The following is an 18,027-nucleotide window of genomic DNA, read 5'->3' on the forward strand; positions in this document are numbered from 1 at the left end:
ATGTCTTCATACGCTTCCAACCTTTCCCTGCTGCTTGATGGTTCTGTCGCTGCTTTGGTCGTGCAGGAAGGCTTGCGCCCAATCAATGGCAATGTGATTTTTCCGCCGACGTATGCGGGTGAGAAATCCGGCGATAAGTCCCGTTACAATTTGAACCCAACCCGCAATGGCACGTTGACCACGGTAGACAGCATCCCATCGCAGGCGAACCGGATTGAGCCGCTCTTCATGCAAGCGCCCTACGCCGCGCTCGTTCCGCAAGTCACGGTCAAAGCGGGTACGCATACCGCCAACTTGTTGGAAATGGGGCATCGCTTGGCAGATGCCGCCATCCGTTTCACCGCGCTTGGTGAAACCATCAACGGGGCGTTTGAACAATATCGCCTGCACGGCAATGCAATCCCACTGGCGAAACTGGGGCCGACTTCGCTGATTTTTGGTGTTTGGGATTCGCGCAATACCCACACCAAAGTGCCGCGCCTGTTGAACGCTGAAATCACCGCTACCGATGTTGAGCCGCTGCAAAAACTCAGTCAGTTCACCCCCACGTTTGAATACACCGACATTGGTATCGACGAAAAAGAGCAAAAGAAAGCCGCCGAAGTCGGGCTGGCGCATGTACCAAATGCCGGATTGGGTGGCGTGGTCGTGCATGGTGCTATCCAACGCACGGTTACGTTGAATCTGGCGGGTTTGCGGGCATTCCGGGGTGAAACGGATGAGCAAACCCCAGCCCTGCAAAACTACCTGCTGGGCTTGGCATTGCTGGCAACTTACGCCCCCGTTGATTACAACCTGCGCCAAGGCTGCCATCTGGTACGCAATCCAGAACAAGCTTGCAACACCCGCCTGATCCGCCAAGACGGCACGGAAGAAACGCTGGCATTGAGCCTCGACAGTATTTTGGCGTTTGCCAGTCAAGCCGCCGCTGCCTTTGGTGTGGGTGAAAACCGCGAACTGGCATTTGATACCAAACAGGTTAAGGACGCGATCAAAAAGGCCAGCGGCAAAGGTAATGAGTGATGGCATGGCTTAACCTGTATGTCCGTTACCCCGGCATGAGCTATCACGGGGCGGAATGGCCTCCGTCACCGTTCAAGCTGATGCAAGCATTGATTGCCGGGTTCAATCAGGGGCGCAACCGTTCACAACCCGCAGCGGATTTTGAATCCGCCGTCCGTTGGCTGGAACAACAAAATCCGCCGTGGATTGATGCGCCCGACAGTGAACAGGGTACAACGCTGACCGTTGCCGTTCCCAATAACGAAGACAATCTGACAATGGCAGCATGGGCGGGTGGAAAGCCGGAATCCGCCAACACCAGAGCCAAACGCAATGCGCTGAAAGATGTGCCGCAACGGTTTTTGCAGACCGACAAGCCACTCGCTTACCACTGGCAAATTGCCCCAGAAGATGAGGCCATCGCGCAACAAATAGCCACTTACGCCCAACGCATCACCAGTTTGGGGCGCGGCATTGATATGGTGGTTGCGTGGGGTAATGTCAGCGCGGAAGACCCGGCGGTTTCCAGCCAGTGCTACTTGCCGCAACACGCGGGTGTCGCTTTGCGCGTCCCTGTTCCGGGTAGCTTTGACGCTTTGGAAGCGCGGTATCAGGCACAATTCAAGCCGCGTTCTGGCAATGTTTGGGTGGTTGGATTACCGCCGCTGTATTACGGCACTGCCCGCTACCAACGCGCTGACCAACCCACGGGCAAACCTTACATCGCGTTCCAGTTGCTTGAATTGCACGGCAAAGGTTTCTGGGTACGGGATGCCCGCCAAGCGGATGAAGTCACGGCGATGATGCGCCATTCACTCAACAAGGCGTTAGAGGGTGAGTTGCAAGACCCGGCAGCGGTCACGCAATGGATGGGGCATGGTGAAAAAGATGAGCGGCGTTTGCAGGTTTTGCCCTTACCGAGCATTGGGCATGAGCATGTGGATGGCTTGATCCGGCGCGTGATGGTGACAGGTTCGGATGCGGGATTGCTGGAACGTTTGGCGTGGATGCTGGAAGGTAGCGAACTGCTCAAAGATGGTAAACCGATGGCGCGGCTGGTGCGGGTATTTGGCGATGATACGGTGGTCGGGCTATACACGGGTGAATTTCATGCCCAGCGCAAACTGCCAACTTGCGAATGGGTCAGCGTTACCCCCGTTGTCATGCCGGGTTTTGACCATCACGGCAAACGTACCGCCAAACTGATGCGCGAAGCCTTAAAGCAGGCGGGTTTGCCTGAACCGCTGGAAATGGAGGTATCCGCCGCACCTTATCAGCGCCACGGGTATCGGGCGGGCAGCTATGCAACACCGGATTACTTGCGGCAATATCCGCAGTACCATGTACGCATCCGTTGGGCAGAGCCGCAAAAAGGCGCATTGGCAATCGGCGCGGGGCGCTTCCGAGGCATGGGGTTATTGTATCCGCCCATCATGGCGCGAACGTCAAGCGATAGGCACAATGAGGCAGGGTTCGCACCAAACAATAACCCATTGGTTAATTATGACTTTTAAGCAATCCGCAGATACACAGAAAACGATCAGGCAAATAATCGTTGCTGCAACAAAGTGGGTTCGCGCAAAATCAAGCTGTTCTTCTTTAAAAATAGAGTGCTGGAAAGTAGCTGTAATCCCGGAGCGTTGAGTTCCGGTTCTGTTGAAGTCTGCCAAGGTGACGTTTATCCGTGAGGTAGTTGCAGTAATCCCGGAGCGTTGAGTTCCGGTTCTGTTGAAGTCCGACGGTCAAGCACTGTCAGGTATTTAATCCCCGTAATCCCGGAGCGTTGAGTTCCGGTTCTGTTGAAGTAAGCCCATGGGGACAATCATGGATATTTGTTTTGGTAATCCCGGAGCGTTGAGTTCCGGTTCTGTTGAAGTAGTATCCATTCCTGATTCCGGTCGATACCAGCGCAGTAATCCCGGAGCGTTGAGTTCCGGTTCTGTTGAAGTTATGACGAATGGGTGTGGGAGCAGCACGTCCATCGGTAATCCCGGAGCGTTGAGTTCCGGTTCTGTTGAAGTATCATTTGCTTTTGTGAGCAGGGGGTTTTTCCGGGTAATCCCGGAGCGTTGAGTTCCGGTTCTGTTGAAGTACCACGCAAGCGGCTGGCGAAATCATCAGCGGTGGTAATCCCGGAGCGTTGAGTTCCGGTTCTGTTGAAGTACCGGCATCGCGGTAGGGCTATGGCTATCAGCGCAAGTAATCCCGGAGCGTTGAGTTCCGGTTCTGTTGAAGTTTGAGCGCCTACATCGACGTGCGCCAAGGTCGTCGTAATCCCGGAGCGTTGAGTTCCGGTTCTGTTGAAGTAGGAGAATCATAATGTTACATCTAAACAAAGAAATGTAATCCCGGAGCGTTGAGTTCCGGTTCTGTTGAAGTAGCGAAGTAGCAGCCAACCCAGTAGGCCATGCTGGTAATCCCGGAGCGTTGAGTTCCGGTTCTGTTGAAGTTACCAAAAGGACATCTATCATGACTTACCAAGAAAGTAATCCCGGAGCGTTGAGTTCCGGTTCTGTTGAAGTCACACCGCCTCCCGCACCTCATCAAGCGTGGAAAGTAATCCCGGAGCGTTGAGTTCCGGTTCTGTTGAAGTCGCACCGAAACCACCCGCGCCCACGCCATCGCCTAGTAATCCCGGAGCGTTGAGTTCCGGTTCTGTTGAAGTCGCGCCCTTTGTCGATATTCCACGGCAAATAACTTGTAATCCCGGAGCGTTGAGTTCCGGTTCTGTTGAAGTAAACCGCAAACGCGGGACGAAAGCCGACATCGCCGGGTAATCCCGGAGCGTTGAGTTCCGGTTCTGTTGAAGTAAACGCTGCGTTTCTATTGTATGCCGGTCGTTTGAGTAATCCCGGAGCGTTGAGTTCCGGTTCTGTTGAAGTAGGAACAATCTCCTTATCATCATCCACCGCAAACGGTAATCCCGGAGCGTTGAGTTCCGGTTCTGTTGAAGTAGCCTGCCAATGTCAATTCACCCGGGCGTGATTTGTAATCCCGGAGCGTTGAGTTCCGGTTCTGTTGAAGTCGCCGTTTAGTGTAAACGTCGGTGTTCCGCCATCGTAATCCCGGAGCGTTGAGTTCCGGTTCTGTTGAAGTATCTCCTGCGTGTGTAAAAACTCTTTGAAGGCGGGTAATCCCGGAGCGTTGAGTTCCGGTTCTGTTGAAGTTTGTCCAACCACGGCTTCCAGTACCCAATAACCCGTAATCCCGGAGCGTTGAGTTCCGGTTCTGTTGAAGTGCCCGTTGCGCCATCGACCGCACCCGCCCACGAGCGTAATCCCGGAGCGTTGAGTTCCGGTTCTGTTGAAGTTGTCGGGGGTGTGTAATGGCTGAACCAGTAAAGGGTAATCCCGGAGCGTTGAGTTCCGGTTCTGTTGAAGTGCCCGTTGCGCCATCGACCGCACCCGCCCACGAGCGTAATCCCGGAGCGTTGAGTTCCGGTTCTGTTGAAGTTAACATCTCTATACCTCTGGGATTACATCCCCTAAGTAATCCCGGAGCGTTGAGTTCCGGTTCTGTTGAAGTACCACGCAAGCGGCTGGCGAAATCATCAGCGGTGGTAATCCCGGAGCGTTGAGTTCCGGTTCTGTTGAAGTACCGGCATCGCGGTAGGGCTATGGCTATCAGCGCAAGTAATCCCGGAGCGTTGAGTTCCGGTTCTGTTGAAGTTTGAGCGCCTACATCGACGTGCGCCAAGGTCGTCGTAATCCCGGAGCGTTGAGTTCCGGTTCTGTTGAAGTAGGAGAATCATAATGTTACATCTAAACAAAGAAATGTAATCCCGGAGCGTTGAGTTCCGGTTCTGTTGAAGTAGCGAAGTAGCAGCCAACCCAGTAGGCCATGCTGGTAATCCCGGAGCGTTGAGTTCCGGTTCTGTTGAAGTTACCAAAAGGACATCTATCATGACTTACCAAGAAAGTAATCCCGGAGCGTTGAGTTCCGGTTCTGTTGAAGTCACACCGCCTCCCGCACCTCATCAAGCGTGGAAAGTAATCCCGGAGCGTTGAGTTCCGGTTCTGTTGAAGTCGCACCGAAACCACCCGCGCCCACGCCATCGCCTAGTAATCCCGGAGCGTTGAGTTCCGGTTCTGTTGAAGTCGCGCCCTTTGTCGATATTCCACGGCAAATAACTTGTAATCCCGGAGCGTTGAGTTCCGGTTCTGTTGAAGTAAACCGCAAACGCGGGACGAAAGCCGACATCGCCGGGTAATCCCGGAGCGTTGAGTTCCGGTTCTGTTGAAGTAAACGCTGCGTTTCTATTGTATGCCGGTCGTTTGAGTAATCCCGGAGCGTTGAGTTCCGGTTCTGTTGAAGTAGGAACAATCTCCTTATCATCATCCACCGCAAACGGTAATCCCGGAGCGTTGAGTTCCGGTTCTGTTGAAGTAGCCTGCCAATGTCAATTCACCCGGGCGTGATTTGTAATCCCGGAGCGTTGAGTTCCGGTTCTGTTGAAGTCGCCGTTTAGTGTAAACGTCGGTGTTCCGCCATCGTAATCCCGGAGCGTTGAGTTCCGGTTCTGTTGAAGTATCTCCTGCGTGTGTAAAAACTCTTTGAAGGCGGGTAATCCCGGAGCGTTGAGTTCCGGTTCTGTTGAAGTTTGTCCAACCACGGCTTCCAGTACCCAATAACCCGTAATCCCGGAGCGTTGAGTTCCGGTTCTGTTGAAGTGCCCGTTGCGCCATCGACCGCACCCGCCCACGAGCGTAATCCCGGAGCGTTGAGTTCCGGTTCTGTTGAAGTTGTCGGGGGTGTGTAATGGCTGAACCAGTAAAGGGTAATCCCGGAGCGTTGAGTTCCGGTTCTGTTGAAGTGCCCGTTGCGCCATCGACCGCACCCGCCCACGAGCGTAATCCCGGAGCGTTGAGTTCCGGTTCTGTTGAAGTTAACATCTCTATACCTCTGGGATTACATCCCCTAAGTAATCCCGGAGCGTTGAGTTCCGGTTCTGTTGAAGTACTTTCTTGGAATCCAGCGTGGATGTTGATGACCACGTAATCCCGGAGCGTTGAGTTCCGGTTCTGTTGAAGTTGCCAATCTGCACGGGTAACTGTTTAAAATGTATCGTAATCCCGGAGCGTTGAGTTCCGGTTCTGTTGAAGTAGTCGCTCTCGTTGACGAGATTGCTGAGCGCGTCATGGTAATCCCGGAGCGTTGAGTTCCGGTTCTGTTGAAGTGCCAGTCTGATGCGCGTTTCGTGCATCCAGCATTGTAATCCCGGAGCGTTGAGTTCCGGTTCTGTTGAAGTCGCACCCATAACCCTTACTTACCCCAATAGTAACCGTAATCCCGGAGCGTTGAGTTCCGGTTCTGTTGAAGTAGTGCAACCGCCGCCCGCTGTGCATCGCTCAAATGTAATCCCGGAGCGTTGAGTTCCGGTTCTGTTGAAGTCGGTTGGGACGGTGATCCAGTCGGCGGCGATTGCGTAATCCCGGAGCGTTGAGTTCCGGTTCTGTTGAAGTCGCAACGTCACCAAATACGCCCGCGTCTCACTCGGTAATCCCGGAGCGTTGAGTTCCGGTTCTGTTGAAGTAGCGCATCCCAATCCTGCTTGCACGCTGCCTGCCAAGTAATCCCGGAGCGTTGAGTTCCGGTTCTGTTGAAGTGGCATAGCCGCCCACGCAGTCGCCACCGATCTAAGTAATCCCGGAGCGTTGAGTTCCGGTTCTGTTGAAGCACGCGGATCGCGTCGAAAACGGATGCAGATTGCAGTAATCCCGGAGCGTTGAGTTCCGGTTCTGTTGAAGCCAAGATGCAGACGTTGCCATTCGCCGCACCCAGTGTAATCCCGGAGCGGTGAGTTCCGGTTCTGTTGTTATGGCATGACCCTTTCGTTGGTGATTTCGGTTACAAAGTCACGCCATAGTTGTTCTGGATGCCTTCTTTCTTGGATTGTTTGCCCGTGGTGCTTTCTGGTATTGCCACACATCCAGCAGGAACATGGGGTTGGCGTATCAATGACTTTTCCGCTGCTGCGCTGTGATATTGACGCACCACCACGCCAGTAGCCGGATCGGTTCCGTTTCAGCCGGGATGCGTGATGCCTACGGATAGCGCGGTTCTCAGTGAGCATTCTTTTCATGGTAACGGTATCCCGCAAGATGGTCTGTATACATAACGCCAAAAATACCGTTTTTGGTGTCGGCTGTCACCGTTTTACCGTCCGTTGTGAGTAGCCCAAACGCGAAAAAGCCCTTACAGATTGCGGCCTGTAAGGGCTTCTCGGTGTTTCACGGAATGCCATGAAACAGAATAATGGCGGAGAGCTAGGGATTCGAACCCCAGGAGGTTTAACCCTCAACGGTTTTCAAGACCGCCGCTTTCGACCACTCAGCCAGCTCTCCGAAGGAGACGCATATTACTCAAAGTGCCGGGATATTTCCAGTACTTTTTCAAGCTACAGACGCCTATCTTGTCTGTCAGCCGATCAGTGGCTATGGTAGAATCGCCGCTTTGCTGCCCCGGAAGAGACAGGCCGTAATGGATTCAAATAAACCTTCACTGACTTATCGTGATGCTGGCGTAGACATTGACGCTGGTAACAATTTGGTTGAACGCATCAAACCTATCGCGCAACGCACCAAACGCCCTGAGATGCTGGGTGGTATTGGTGGTTTTGGCGCTCTTATGTCGATCCCCTCGCACTACAAACAGCCAGTACTGGTTTCCGGTACGGATGGCGTCGGCACTAAGCTGAAACTCGCTATCGACACTGGCATTTTCGACACCATCGGGATTGACCTCGTAGCCATGTGCGTCAATGACATCGTGGTAAGCGGTGCTGAGCCACTGTTCTTCCTCGACTATTACGCGACTGGCAAGCTGGATGTGGATGCCGCCGAACAAGTGGTCAGCGGGATCGCCGAAGGCTGTATCCAAGCAGGTGCGGCACTAGCAGGCGGTGAAACGGCTGAAATGCCCGGCATGTACAATCCGGGTGATTTCGATCTGGCAGGCTTCTGCGTCGGCGTGGTGGAACGCGACAAGATTCTGGATCACTCCCGTGTACACCGTAACGATGTGCTGATCGGCTTGGGTTCAACTGGTCCGCATTCCAACGGCTATTCCCTCGTGCGCAAGATTCTGGAAGTCAGCGGCGCATCACTGGACGAGCCTTTCGGTGACACCACCTTGGGACGCGCCCTGCTGGAGCCAACCCGCATTTACGTCAAACTGCTGTTAATGCTGCTCAGGCAGTATGACCTGCACGCCATTGCCCACATCACGGGCGGCGGATTGACTGAAAACCTCCCGCGTGTGTTGCCTGCCCGCAGTGTTGCCAAAATCAGCCTGAGCAGTTGGAAACGCCCTGACATTTTCAACTGGTTGCAGCAAAAAGGCGGCGTATCCGACGAGGAAATGCTCCGTACCTTCAACTGCGGTATCGGCATGGTATTGACGGTTCCAGCGGAACAAGCGGAAAACATCATCAACGCCTGCCTATTGGAAAATGTCCCCGCATGGCAAATCGGCCACATGGCTGCCTCCGACGCTGAAACGCCGTTTGTCCAGTATGTCGATTGATGAAAGTACAGCACTGCCGCGTTTGGTGGTGCTGATTTCTGGCAGTGGCAGCAATTTGCAGTCAATCATTGATGCCATCCGTGCCCAGCGGCTACAAGCGCAAATTGTAGCCGTCATCAGCAACAAAGCCGATGCTTACGGGCTGCAACGTGCATCCAATGCCGTTATTCCTGCCATCACCGTCGACCACAAAGGCTTCGCCAGCCGCGCAGAATTCGATCAGGCACTCCAGCAACAGATCGACAGTTACCAGCCAGACCTCGTGGTACTGGCGGGTTTCATGCGCATCCTCACGCCGGATTTCGTGCGCCATTACACCGGGCGGATGCTCAATATCCACCCCTCCCTGTTACCCTTGTACAAAGGCATCCATACCCACCAACGGGTGTTGGACGACAAAGCCAAGGAACACGGTGTCAGCATCCATTTTGTTACCCCGGAACTCGACGGTGGCCCAGTCATTATGCAGGCCAAAGTCCCGGTATTGCCCAGCGATACAGCGAAAAGCCTTGCCCAGCGCGTGCAAGCGCAGGAACACGTCATTTATCCGCGTGTGGTGAAATGGTTTGTGGAAGGCAGGCTTAAACTGGAAGGCAATCAGGTGATGCTGGACGGGAACGTCTTAAAACGCCCCGCCCTGCACCTGTAAATCATCAGCCGAAGTGGCAAACGTAATGCAGGTTTTCCAAGGTTTCGATGTCGAAGGATGAATTACCGACGACATTGAAAGATTCACCGCCTGCGTACTCTTGCCACGCATCACTGCCCGCCATACGTACCCGGCAACGGCCTTGCAGCAATTCCATGATTTCTGGCGCACCCGTGTTGAATGTCAGCGTTGAAGGCAAAATTACCCCCACACTCTTGCGCGTACCATCCGCCAATACCACGGTATGGCTGACGCATTTGCCATCAAAGTAAACGTTCGCGGTTTTAACCACGCTGACATTATCAAACTGACTCATAAAACTCCTTTCATTGACCTGCGATGGTCATCTTATCAATCAAAATGGAACCTGTGCGGATACTGCCCCGCTCGTCCACATCATCCCCGATGCCGACGATGCCCTTGAACATATCCTTCAAGTTGCTGGCAATGGTCACTTCTTCCACCGGATGCACGATCATGCCGTTCTCGATCCAGTAGCCGACAGCGCCGCGCGAGTAATCGCCGGTAATGCTATTTACGCCGTTACCGATCAACTCCGTCACCATCAGGCCAGTGCCCATTTTTTGCAGCAAGTCGACGAAACTCAAGCCGGTATCCATCAGCAGCAGGTTGCTTGCCCCGCTAGCGCTGCCAGTGGTTTGCATCCCCAACTTACGGGCACTGTAACTGCCAAGGAAATACTCTTCGATGACACCATCGCGCACAATATCGCGCACACGGCTTGCCACACCTTCACTGTCGTAAGCACGGCTGCCCAAAGCTTGACGGATGAAAGGGTCTTCACGTAATTGGACGAAATCCGGGAATACTTGCTGCCCGAGGGAATTCAGCAAGAAACTGGCTTTGCGGTATTGCGAACTGCCACTGATTGCTCCAATCAAATGCCCAATCAAGCCACGCGCCACTTGCGGCACGAACAGCACGGGTGCTTCGCGGGTGGAAAGCGAATGCGCATTCAAACGGCGCACGGTACGTTGGGCAGCTTCCGCCCCCACAGTATCGGCAGAATCCAGCAAGCTAGGAACCCGCGATACGCTGTACCAGTAATCGCGCTGCATGGAATCGCCATCTTGCGCCACCACCGAACAACTCAAGGAGTGGCGGGTACTGTGGCGGATGCCCATGAAGCCGTGGGTATTCGCATACAAAGCCATGCCTGCGTAGCTGTCAACGCCCGCACCTTCGCTATTCACGATGCGCTTGTCATGCTCACGGGCGACCGCTTCGGCTTGAAGCGCCATGTCAATCGCCTGATCAGCCCCCAATTCCCACGGGTGGTACAAATCCAATTTGGGGAATTCGCTCGCCATCTGATCGGCATCCGCCAACCCGTTGAATTCATCTTCGGAGGTGTAACGCGCAATCCGGCACGCCGCATCCAAGGTATCAGCCAAGGCTTGCGGGGAAAAATCGCCCGTCGAGGCAAAGCCCTTGCGATGCCCGAAATACACCGTCAGGTTAATGCCTTGGTCACGGTGGTATTGCAGTTTATCCACCTGCCCCATACGCACTTCAACCGACAGGCCAGTACCCTTATCAATATCCAGTTCAGCAGCCGTTGCACCTTGGGCAAGCGCGGCATCCAACAGGTGGTCTGCCATCGCTTGGAATTCGGTGGCGAGGTCAATACGGTTTTCCAGTTCAATCATGATCTTATCCTTATGCTGCCGCAGTTCCGCCGACGGTCAAACCATCAACCCGCAAGGTAGGTTGGCCTACGCCAACGGGGACGCTTTGCCCATCCTTGCCGCATACGCCAATGCCAGTATCGAGTTGCAGGTCATTGCCGACCATGCTCACACGGGTCAGCACGTCCGGGCCATTGCCGATCAGGGTGGCATTTTTAATCGGTTTGCCGAGTTTGCCGTTTTCGATCACGTAGGCTTCCGAAGCGGAGAACACGAATTTACCGGAGGTAATATCGACTTGCCCGCCGGAGAAATTGACCGCGTAAATGCCTTTATCGACCGAAGCGATGATGTCTTCCGGCGCGTGGTTGCCCGCCCGCATGTAAGTATTGGTCATGCGCGGCATCGGCAGGTGCGCGTAGGATTGGCGGCGACCGTTACCCGTGGATTGCGTGCCCATCAGCGCGGCGTTTTGGCGGTCAAACAGGTAGCCCTTCAGAATGCCATCTTCAATCAGAGTGGTGCATTGGGTTTGCGTGCCTTCGTCATCCACGCTCAAAGAACCACGGCGCTGGTCTAGCGTGCCGTCATCCACCACGGTGATGCCTTTGGCAGCAACTTGCTCACCGATGCGTCCGGCGAAAGCGGATGTGCCTTTGCGGTTGAAGTCACCTTCCAAACCGTGCCCGATGGCTTCGTGCAGCAAGACACCGGGCCAGCCGTTGCCCAGCACCACGGTCATATTACCCGCAGGCGCTGCTTCGGCATCGAGGTTGATCAGGGCTTTACGCACCGCTTCTTCGGCGTATTCCTGTGCTTTGTTGCCATTGAGGAAGAAATCGAGGTTGAAACGCCCGCCGCCGCCTGCGGTAGCACTTTCAGTTTGCCCATTGCGTTCGACAATGACGGAAACGTTGGTACGCACCAAGGGACGTACATCGGCAGTCATGCGCCCGCTTTCATCCACGATCAGGATGATTTCATGCACCGCGACCATGTTCGCCATCACTTGTTGTACGTGGGGGCTGGTAGCGCGGGCAAAACGGTCGATCTCGTGCAGGAAAGCGATCTTGTCGGTTTCAGACAGCGAGGCTAACGGGTCATCCGTGCCATACAAAGCACGGGATGGCGTAGCGACTGTCCAGGTTTGGACAGCACCGGATCGGCCTGCGCGGGTAATGGCGCGGACAGCTTTGGCGGATTCCAGCAGGGCAGTCAGGCTGATTTCACCGCTGTAAGCAAAGCCAGTTTGCTCACCGCATACGGAGCGCACGCCGACGCCCTGTTCAATGCTGTAACTGCCGCTTTTGATGATGCCTTCTTCCAAGCCCCACGCTTCGTAACGGGCGGATTGGAAATACAGGTCGGCAAGGGTTGTGTCTTTGGTCAGTAATTGGCTAAACACCTGTTCAAGGTGGTGTTCGCCAAGACCCGCCGGGGCTAAAAAAGTCTCGCGGGCGAAGTCGATGGCTTGTTTCATGTTCTTCCTGATTCTCTATTTTCTCTAGTAGTCTTGTTATATCGGGCGACGGTGCGACAAGACCGGGAATGTTTTACGGGTTTGTTCCTGCGCATCAAGGTCAATGTCTGCCATCACCACGCCAGTGCCTTTTTCCAGCACTTCACGCACCCTGCCCCAATGGTCAACGATCATGCTGTGACCGTAGGTGGTACGTCCGCTGACATGGTAGCCGCCTTGCGCTGCCGCAACCACGTAGCACAGGTTTTCAATGGCACGCGCACGCAATAAAGGTTCCCAGTGCGCCCGCCCGGTGACTTCGGTAAAGGCGGATGGTACGAGCAGAATTTGCGCCCCCTGCTCCGACAGGCGACGGTACAACTCGGGGAAACGCAGGTCATAGCATACCGACATCCCCAGCTTGCCAAACGGCGTGTCGATAACCACGGGCGTATGCCCCGCAATGGTGGTATCGCTTTCGGTGTAAACCTCTTGGTTTTCACTCAGCATGACATCGAACAGGTGCATCTTGTCGTAGCGGGCAGCAATATTGCCCTTGGCATCATACAGGATGGAGGTGGCATACGCGCGGGAAGGGTCAGCGGAACGGATAGGAATGGTTCCCGCCACGATCCAAACGCCATACTTTTTAGCTTGTTGGCTGATAAACGTTTGGATAGGGCCTTCGCCGAAAGTTTCTGCGATTTTCACCCGGTCTATTTCATGTGCACCCATCATGGCGAAGGTTTCCGGCAACACCACGAGGCTTGCGCCACGTTCTGCCGCTTCTTTGATTAACCGTCCGGCTTCCATCAAGTTCGCCTGAACCTGTGGACCTGATGCCATTTGTAATGCTGCGATCAACGCCATGCTTTGTTCTCCCCGTGTTTTGTGCAGGGTGTCATTGTCTGTTCAATGCGGCAAAACATCAACATTCGCCTTGCCGTTTACTGCTTTTAATTCGGTCACTTGCGGTTTATCCCACGAACCTGTCACCCGATAACGGAAGCCACCGGCGCTTTTCAGTTTTTCAGCCGCATCCTTTTCAGTCAGTGAGTTAAACAACAACATTGCTGCCCCGCCGCCTAAACCACCGACGGCTGCACCCACGACTGGCAGGGTAGAACGCAAGTTCGGCATAACCGTCACGTGCTGGTCATGGGTTTTACGTATCAGGTCGGAACTGCCCCGGATACCCGCGACCATCGCGGCGGCTTTGACGACCGTATCCTGCGTGGTCAATACCCCATTATTAAGCTGGAAATGCCCTGTGATTTCATCAAAAGTAATCCCTTTGCCAGTCATATCGCTGAAATCCAACGCCAAACGCTTCGATAGGTGTTGCATATCCAGTAACCCCAACAAACGCCCGATACCGGGATCGACCTCACTCAAACTGCCTTTCGCGAGAGTCACTTGGGCATCCCCGCTCAACTTGGCGAGAGAAACCGCAAATGGCGCACTATCCCAATTCAAGTGGGCAAGCGCATTCAATTCCCCACCTTTGAATCCTGTTTCATCACTTTGCGTTGTCAATAATTTACCCGGCTCAGCAATATGCACCTTAGCCTCCAGTTCGGTGCGCCCACTTCCATCTTCAGCTTCATACCAGCGCCCTTGCGTGGTAGTTAGTGTCAATTGTGGGTTGCGGATTTCCAGCGTTTTAATCTGCAAATCGCGCCGTGTTTTATTCATGTCCAAGGTTAATTGCTGGATGGGAAAATCCCCTTTTCTGCAATCCCGGCAGCTTAGGCGCATGGAGGGAAAATCCGCCGGAGATAAGCCTTTGCCACCCATTTCTGCTGCTTGCCCCGAAGCACTGTCCAGTTGGTCGAGGTCAATGTCATGCAAATCGACATTCACCCGACCTGATGCCGTATTCTTGAGTGGCAGGAACAGATTCGCCTGCACTTTATCGGCTTGCAAATGCGCCTGCACAACATCGGTGCTAGTCGCGGTCAGTTTAGCATCACCAAAGGATTGCCCCCCCAAACGTAAATCCGGCATCGTCGCATCAACAGTCACCGCCCCCTTGCGTGGCAACCGCGCCTGCACTGTCAACAGCTTTTCCATTTGCACCCGTGCCTGCCATGCCTGTGCGGAATCAAAAGGAATTTCCAGATCGACCTGCACATCGCGGCTTTGGCCTGAGGGTTTGCCCAGCGGGGCGGGCAGTTTGATTTCCACCCCTTGCAACTGGCTTTGGGCGTGGACTTTCAGGCTGGCACTGGATTTTCCTGCTGCAAAATTAAAGGCAGGCAATTCCAAGCGGGTCGCAATTGCCGCTTTACCGCGCAAATTGCCAGCCAGCGCGTGCAAACTATCGGGCAGGAAGGTGGCTGGTTCATTGTGCTGCTGTAAATTCACCGTAATGCGGTTACTGGCTTTGTCGGTAGCCGCAGTAATCTGTAAGGGTTGTTGGCGGTATTCGCCGGAAGCAGCCTCGGCACTGACCCCAAATTGATCAAAATGGACATTGCCATTGAGCTTACTGAAGGTTTGGTCGTATTCGGGAATAGCAAAGGTATTACTGTGCAAACCGACCAAGCCATCCACAGTAACGCCCTTTTTCGCAAAAACCGGGGCATCCAGCGGCACATCCAATTTCAAACGCAAATTCGAGCTACCGGAGAATTTTGCCACTTGCATGAAATCCCGCAAATTCCGGCCAATCGGAGCGCTTTGCAGGTAATTCATGTGCGCTTGCAAATCACCTTGGGTTTGCAAATCCAGCAGCAGGTGGGTTTCCCCCAGCATATCGGGAATATCGACCGTCCCGCCCGTTACTACCAAATCCATGATCCGTGCAGTTTTCACTTTGGCTGCCATACCCGCGTTGTGGAAACGTAATTCGCCCTGCACCTCACGCGCTTCAGGCCATTCGGGCAGATAAGCCAACACGCCTTTTTCAATATCAAAACGGATGTCGAATACGCCCGGCTTGCCCTTAAACGGGAAATCTGCCGGATTGCCGCGCAGGATAAACTCGCCCTTAGGTACATAGCCGGAAACAATCGCGGTTTTCAACCATTCTTCAGTGCTATCTAGGACAATGGCGGGGATGTAATCGCGCACATTATCGACCGTGCGGCGGGTATTAAAGGTCATGTTAAGGTCAATATCGGGCGCTTTGTCGGTCAGCATTTCCAGTTTGCCGCCACCTTGCAGCCATGCATCCGGGTTTTGTGCTTGCAAGCCGGTCATTTGCCAATGCCAACCATCGTCTTTTACCTGCCATTGCAGGGCTGCATCCATTTTGTCCAAACGTAAGGGGCGCTCAAACCATTGCGGGTAGGTGAATACGCTGTCCTTGACTGCCACATTGACCTTGCCACCCGCATTGTCAGCTTTGAAAGTGGCGTTGATGTTATCCAGTGCTGGGACTTTCCCCGCACCGCGCAAACCAAGGTTTGTCACTTCACCTTCGCCGCTGATATGTAAAGGTTTGCCCGCTTGAGATTGGATATTGGCATCCAGCACCAGCCCCCCGGCACTGACGCCATACTTTTGCAATAAGGGGGAAGGCAAGGCGGCAAGGTTGAAAATCCGCGTGCGGGCGTGCAGCTTGCCATCCCATTCGGGGTTTCCATCCGTTCCCTTAACCTGTTTCAGCACCGCATCCAAGCCAAGCGTTTCACCAATGGCAGACGGGAACTTCGCTTCAGCTTGCAAGGTGATTTCATCAGATAAAAATTCGCCGGTAAATTTCAGGCCATCCAGCGCCAAGGTACGGTGGTTGGTAGCATCCATCCAATGGACAGAACCGCCATCAATGCTGATCCAAATCGGGGATTTGCGTTCAATGTTCAAGGCCGTATTACTTTGCCCCGGCAATGGGAAAGTCAAACCTTGGACTTCGGGCAAGTTATCGCCCTCTTGCCGCAGGATAAATTCCACGTCTTCCAAACGGATGTCGCCGGGCTGCAAGCGCAAGGTACGCAGGCTTTCGCGCCAATCCAAACTCAAAGCAAGCTGGCGGATGTGGATGGGTGCATAGCCGGATTTTTCCGTCAGTTGCAGGTTTTCCATGATCCAGCGCGGGTTTTCACTTTCACGGTCAACGCGAATTTTGCCAATGGTGATCTGGTTGCCGACGAAACTGGAGAGTTCCTTTTCCAATACATCTTTGTAGTCGCCGACCATGGGCAACCAGAAATTCGCTAACCCCACCAATGCCACCAAGAAAATGGCAATATGGAAAAAAAGCGTTAGCAGCAGGTAGGTCAGGCGTAAAACAAAACCACCCTGCCCGCTATAGCAGAACAACGTCGAAGTGCTCCTGCGTATAAAGTGACTCCACTTGTAGCCGGATTGGGATGCCGACAAATTGTTGTAATTCCGCGAGGCTGTCCGACTCTTCGTCGAGCAATAAATCAACCGTTTCTTGCGATGCCAGCACCAGCAGTTCTTTGGCATCAAACTGGCGCACTGCCCGCAATATTTCGCGGAAAATTTCGTAACACACGGTTTCAGCAGTTTTCACAAAACCATTGCCGCCACATGCTGGGCAGGGTTGGCACAAGATATGTTCAAGGCTTTCGCGGGTGCGTTTACGGGTCATTTCCACCAGCCCCAGTGGCGACACATCGCAGACGTAGGTTTTGGCGTAATCGCGCTCCAAGGACTTTTCCAGCAACTTCAGCACCTGTTGGCGGTGGTCGTGTTGCAGCATGTCGATGAAGTCGATGATGATAATGCCGCCGAGATTGCGCAAGCGTAACTGGCGGGCGATGGTTTGCGCCGCTTCCAGATTGGTGCGGAAAATGGTTTCTTCCAGATTGCGGCTACCGACAAAACCGCCGGTATTCACGTCAATGGTGGTCATCGCTTCGGTCTGGTCGATGATGACGTAACCGCCGGATTTAAGCGGAACCTTGCGTTGCAGGGCTTTCTGGATTTCTTCCTCAACCCCATGCAGGTCGAAAATCGGGCGTTCACCGGGGTAATGGGAAATCACGTCGGCAAGGTCGGGGATATATTTCTGGCTGAATTCAATCACCCGGCTGGCTGTTTCTCGGGAATCAATCTGTACCCGCCCGATTTTTTCCCCCACCATGTCACGCAATACCCGCAATACCAAGGGCAGGTCGGAATAAACCAGCGTCGGCGCAGGCGATTCCGCCGAAATTTTAGCGATGCCTTGCCATAATTTACGCAGGAACGACATATCCCGGCGCAACTCTTCTTCGCTGATGCCATCAGCCGCAGTGCGCACAATATAGCCGTAATCATCGTTGAACTCGGTACGTAGCTGCTCGATCAGCACCCGCAGGCGTTCACGTTCTGCACCCTCTTCAATCTTGCCGGAAACACCAATGTTGTTATTGTCGGGCATCAACACCAGAAAGCGCGAAGGGATAGTAACGTGCGTGGTCAGGCGTGCGCCTTTCGTCCCTAGCGGGTCTTTAATGACCTGCACCAGCAATTTTTTGCCTTCGTACAGCAATTCGCTGATTTGCACAGTGGGATGGGGGATGGTGTTACCGTTGAATTCTTCCAACGAGGGGTGGGTCAGGTCAGAGGCGTGTAAAAAAGCAGATTTTTCCAAACCGATGTCGATGAACGCAGCCTCCATCCCCGGCAACACGCGGCAGACTTTACCTTTGTAAATATTGCCGACAATGCCTTTACGGGAAGTGCGCTCAATAAGCACCTCCTGCAAAGAGCCATTCTCAAGCAATGCTACCCGTGACTCTTGCGGGGTAACATTGATTAATAATTCTGCGCTCATGATCTGCCTTGGT

At 53.9% G+C, this 18,027-nt stretch carries 11 protein-coding genes, 1 tRNA gene and 1 CRISPR repeat array; of the genes, 4 read left to right on the forward strand and 8 right to left on the reverse strand.

What is annotated here, in order from left to right:
- Entirely contained in the window at positions 1–1,023 is a 1,023-nt protein-coding gene (gene cas7u, locus PHE17_RS08045) for a type I-U CRISPR-associated RAMP protein Csb1/Cas7u (RefSeq protein WP_301015309.1), read from the forward strand.
- Positions 1,023–2,516 (forward strand): type I-U CRISPR-associated protein Csb2, encoded by a 1,494-nt coding sequence (gene csb2 / locus PHE17_RS08050; RefSeq protein WP_301015310.1) that lies wholly within the window; start codon positions 1,023–1,025, stop codon positions 2,514–2,516. Before cas7u ends, csb2 begins: the two co-directional genes overlap by 1 nt.
- 112 nt (positions 2,517–2,628) lie before the next feature.
- A CRISPR array of direct repeats spans positions 2,629–6,821; the repeat unit is 37 nt; unit sequence GTAATCCCGGAGCGTTGAGTTCCGGTTCTGTTGAAGT.
- Between the two features lie 28 nt (positions 6,822–6,849).
- Here the strand turns inward: csb2 and PHE17_RS08055 are convergent.
- Together PHE17_RS08055 and PHE17_RS08060 are read right to left on the reverse strand one after the other, a co-directional pair.
- A complete protein-coding gene (locus tag PHE17_RS08055) occupies positions 6,850–6,996 on the reverse strand; it encodes a hypothetical protein (RefSeq protein WP_301015311.1) in 147 nt (48 codons plus the stop codon).
- 262 nt (positions 6,997–7,258) lie between these two features.
- A tRNA-Ser gene (locus PHE17_RS08060) sits at positions 7,259–7,346 on the reverse strand.
- A gap of 136 nt (positions 7,347–7,482) precedes the next feature.
- Between PHE17_RS08060 and purM the strand changes: the two genes are divergently transcribed.
- Entirely contained in the window at positions 7,483–8,526 is a 1,044-nt protein-coding gene (gene purM / locus PHE17_RS08065; RefSeq protein WP_301015312.1) for a phosphoribosylformylglycinamidine cyclo-ligase, read from the forward strand.
- Positions 8,516–9,175: a phosphoribosylglycinamide formyltransferase gene (gene purN, locus PHE17_RS08070; protein WP_301015313.1), complete on the forward strand. Its 660-nt coding sequence runs from the start codon at positions 8,516–8,518 to the stop codon at positions 9,173–9,175. Before purM ends, purN begins: the two co-directional genes overlap by 11 nt.
- Before the next feature lie 4 nt (positions 9,176–9,179).
- Here purN and PHE17_RS08075 read toward each other — a convergent pair whose 3' ends face one another.
- From PHE17_RS08075 to rng, 6 genes are read right to left on the reverse strand one after another with little or no spacing between them, the layout of a single operon-like run.
- Positions 9,180–9,491 carry a pyrimidine/purine nucleoside phosphorylase gene (locus tag PHE17_RS08075; protein WP_301015314.1) on the reverse strand — a complete coding sequence of 104 codons (312 nt, stop codon included), beginning with the start codon at positions 9,489–9,491 and terminating at the stop codon, positions 9,180–9,182.
- 10 nt (positions 9,492–9,501) lie between these two features.
- Positions 9,502–10,845, reverse strand: a complete 1,344-nt coding sequence (gene pmbA, locus PHE17_RS08080) for a metalloprotease PmbA (RefSeq protein ID WP_301015315.1) — start codon at positions 10,843–10,845, stop codon at positions 9,502–9,504.
- 10 nt (positions 10,846–10,855) lie between these two features.
- Entirely contained in the window at positions 10,856–12,304 is a 1,449-nt protein-coding gene (tldD, locus tag PHE17_RS08085; RefSeq protein WP_301015316.1) for a metalloprotease TldD, read from the reverse strand.
- A 36-nt stretch (positions 12,305–12,340) separates the two neighbouring features.
- Positions 12,341–13,153 (reverse strand): carbon-nitrogen hydrolase family protein, encoded by an 813-nt coding sequence (locus PHE17_RS08090; RefSeq protein ID WP_301015317.1) that lies wholly within the window; start codon positions 13,151–13,153, stop codon positions 12,341–12,343.
- Between the two features lie 42 nt (positions 13,154–13,195).
- Positions 13,196–16,549: a DUF3971 domain-containing protein gene (locus PHE17_RS08095; protein ID WP_301015318.1), complete on the reverse strand. Its 3,354-nt coding sequence runs from the start codon at positions 16,547–16,549 to the stop codon at positions 13,196–13,198.
- Entirely contained in the window at positions 16,536–18,014 is a 1,479-nt protein-coding gene (gene rng / locus PHE17_RS08100) for a ribonuclease G (RefSeq protein ID WP_301015319.1), read from the reverse strand. The genes PHE17_RS08095 and rng overlap by 14 nt, the downstream gene beginning before the upstream one ends.
- Positions 18,015–18,027 lie beyond the last annotated feature (13 nt).

The sequence above is a fragment of the Thiothrix sp. genome (genome assembly GCF_028714775.1).
Classification (GTDB): domain Bacteria; phylum Pseudomonadota; class Gammaproteobacteria; order Thiotrichales; family Thiotrichaceae; genus Thiothrix.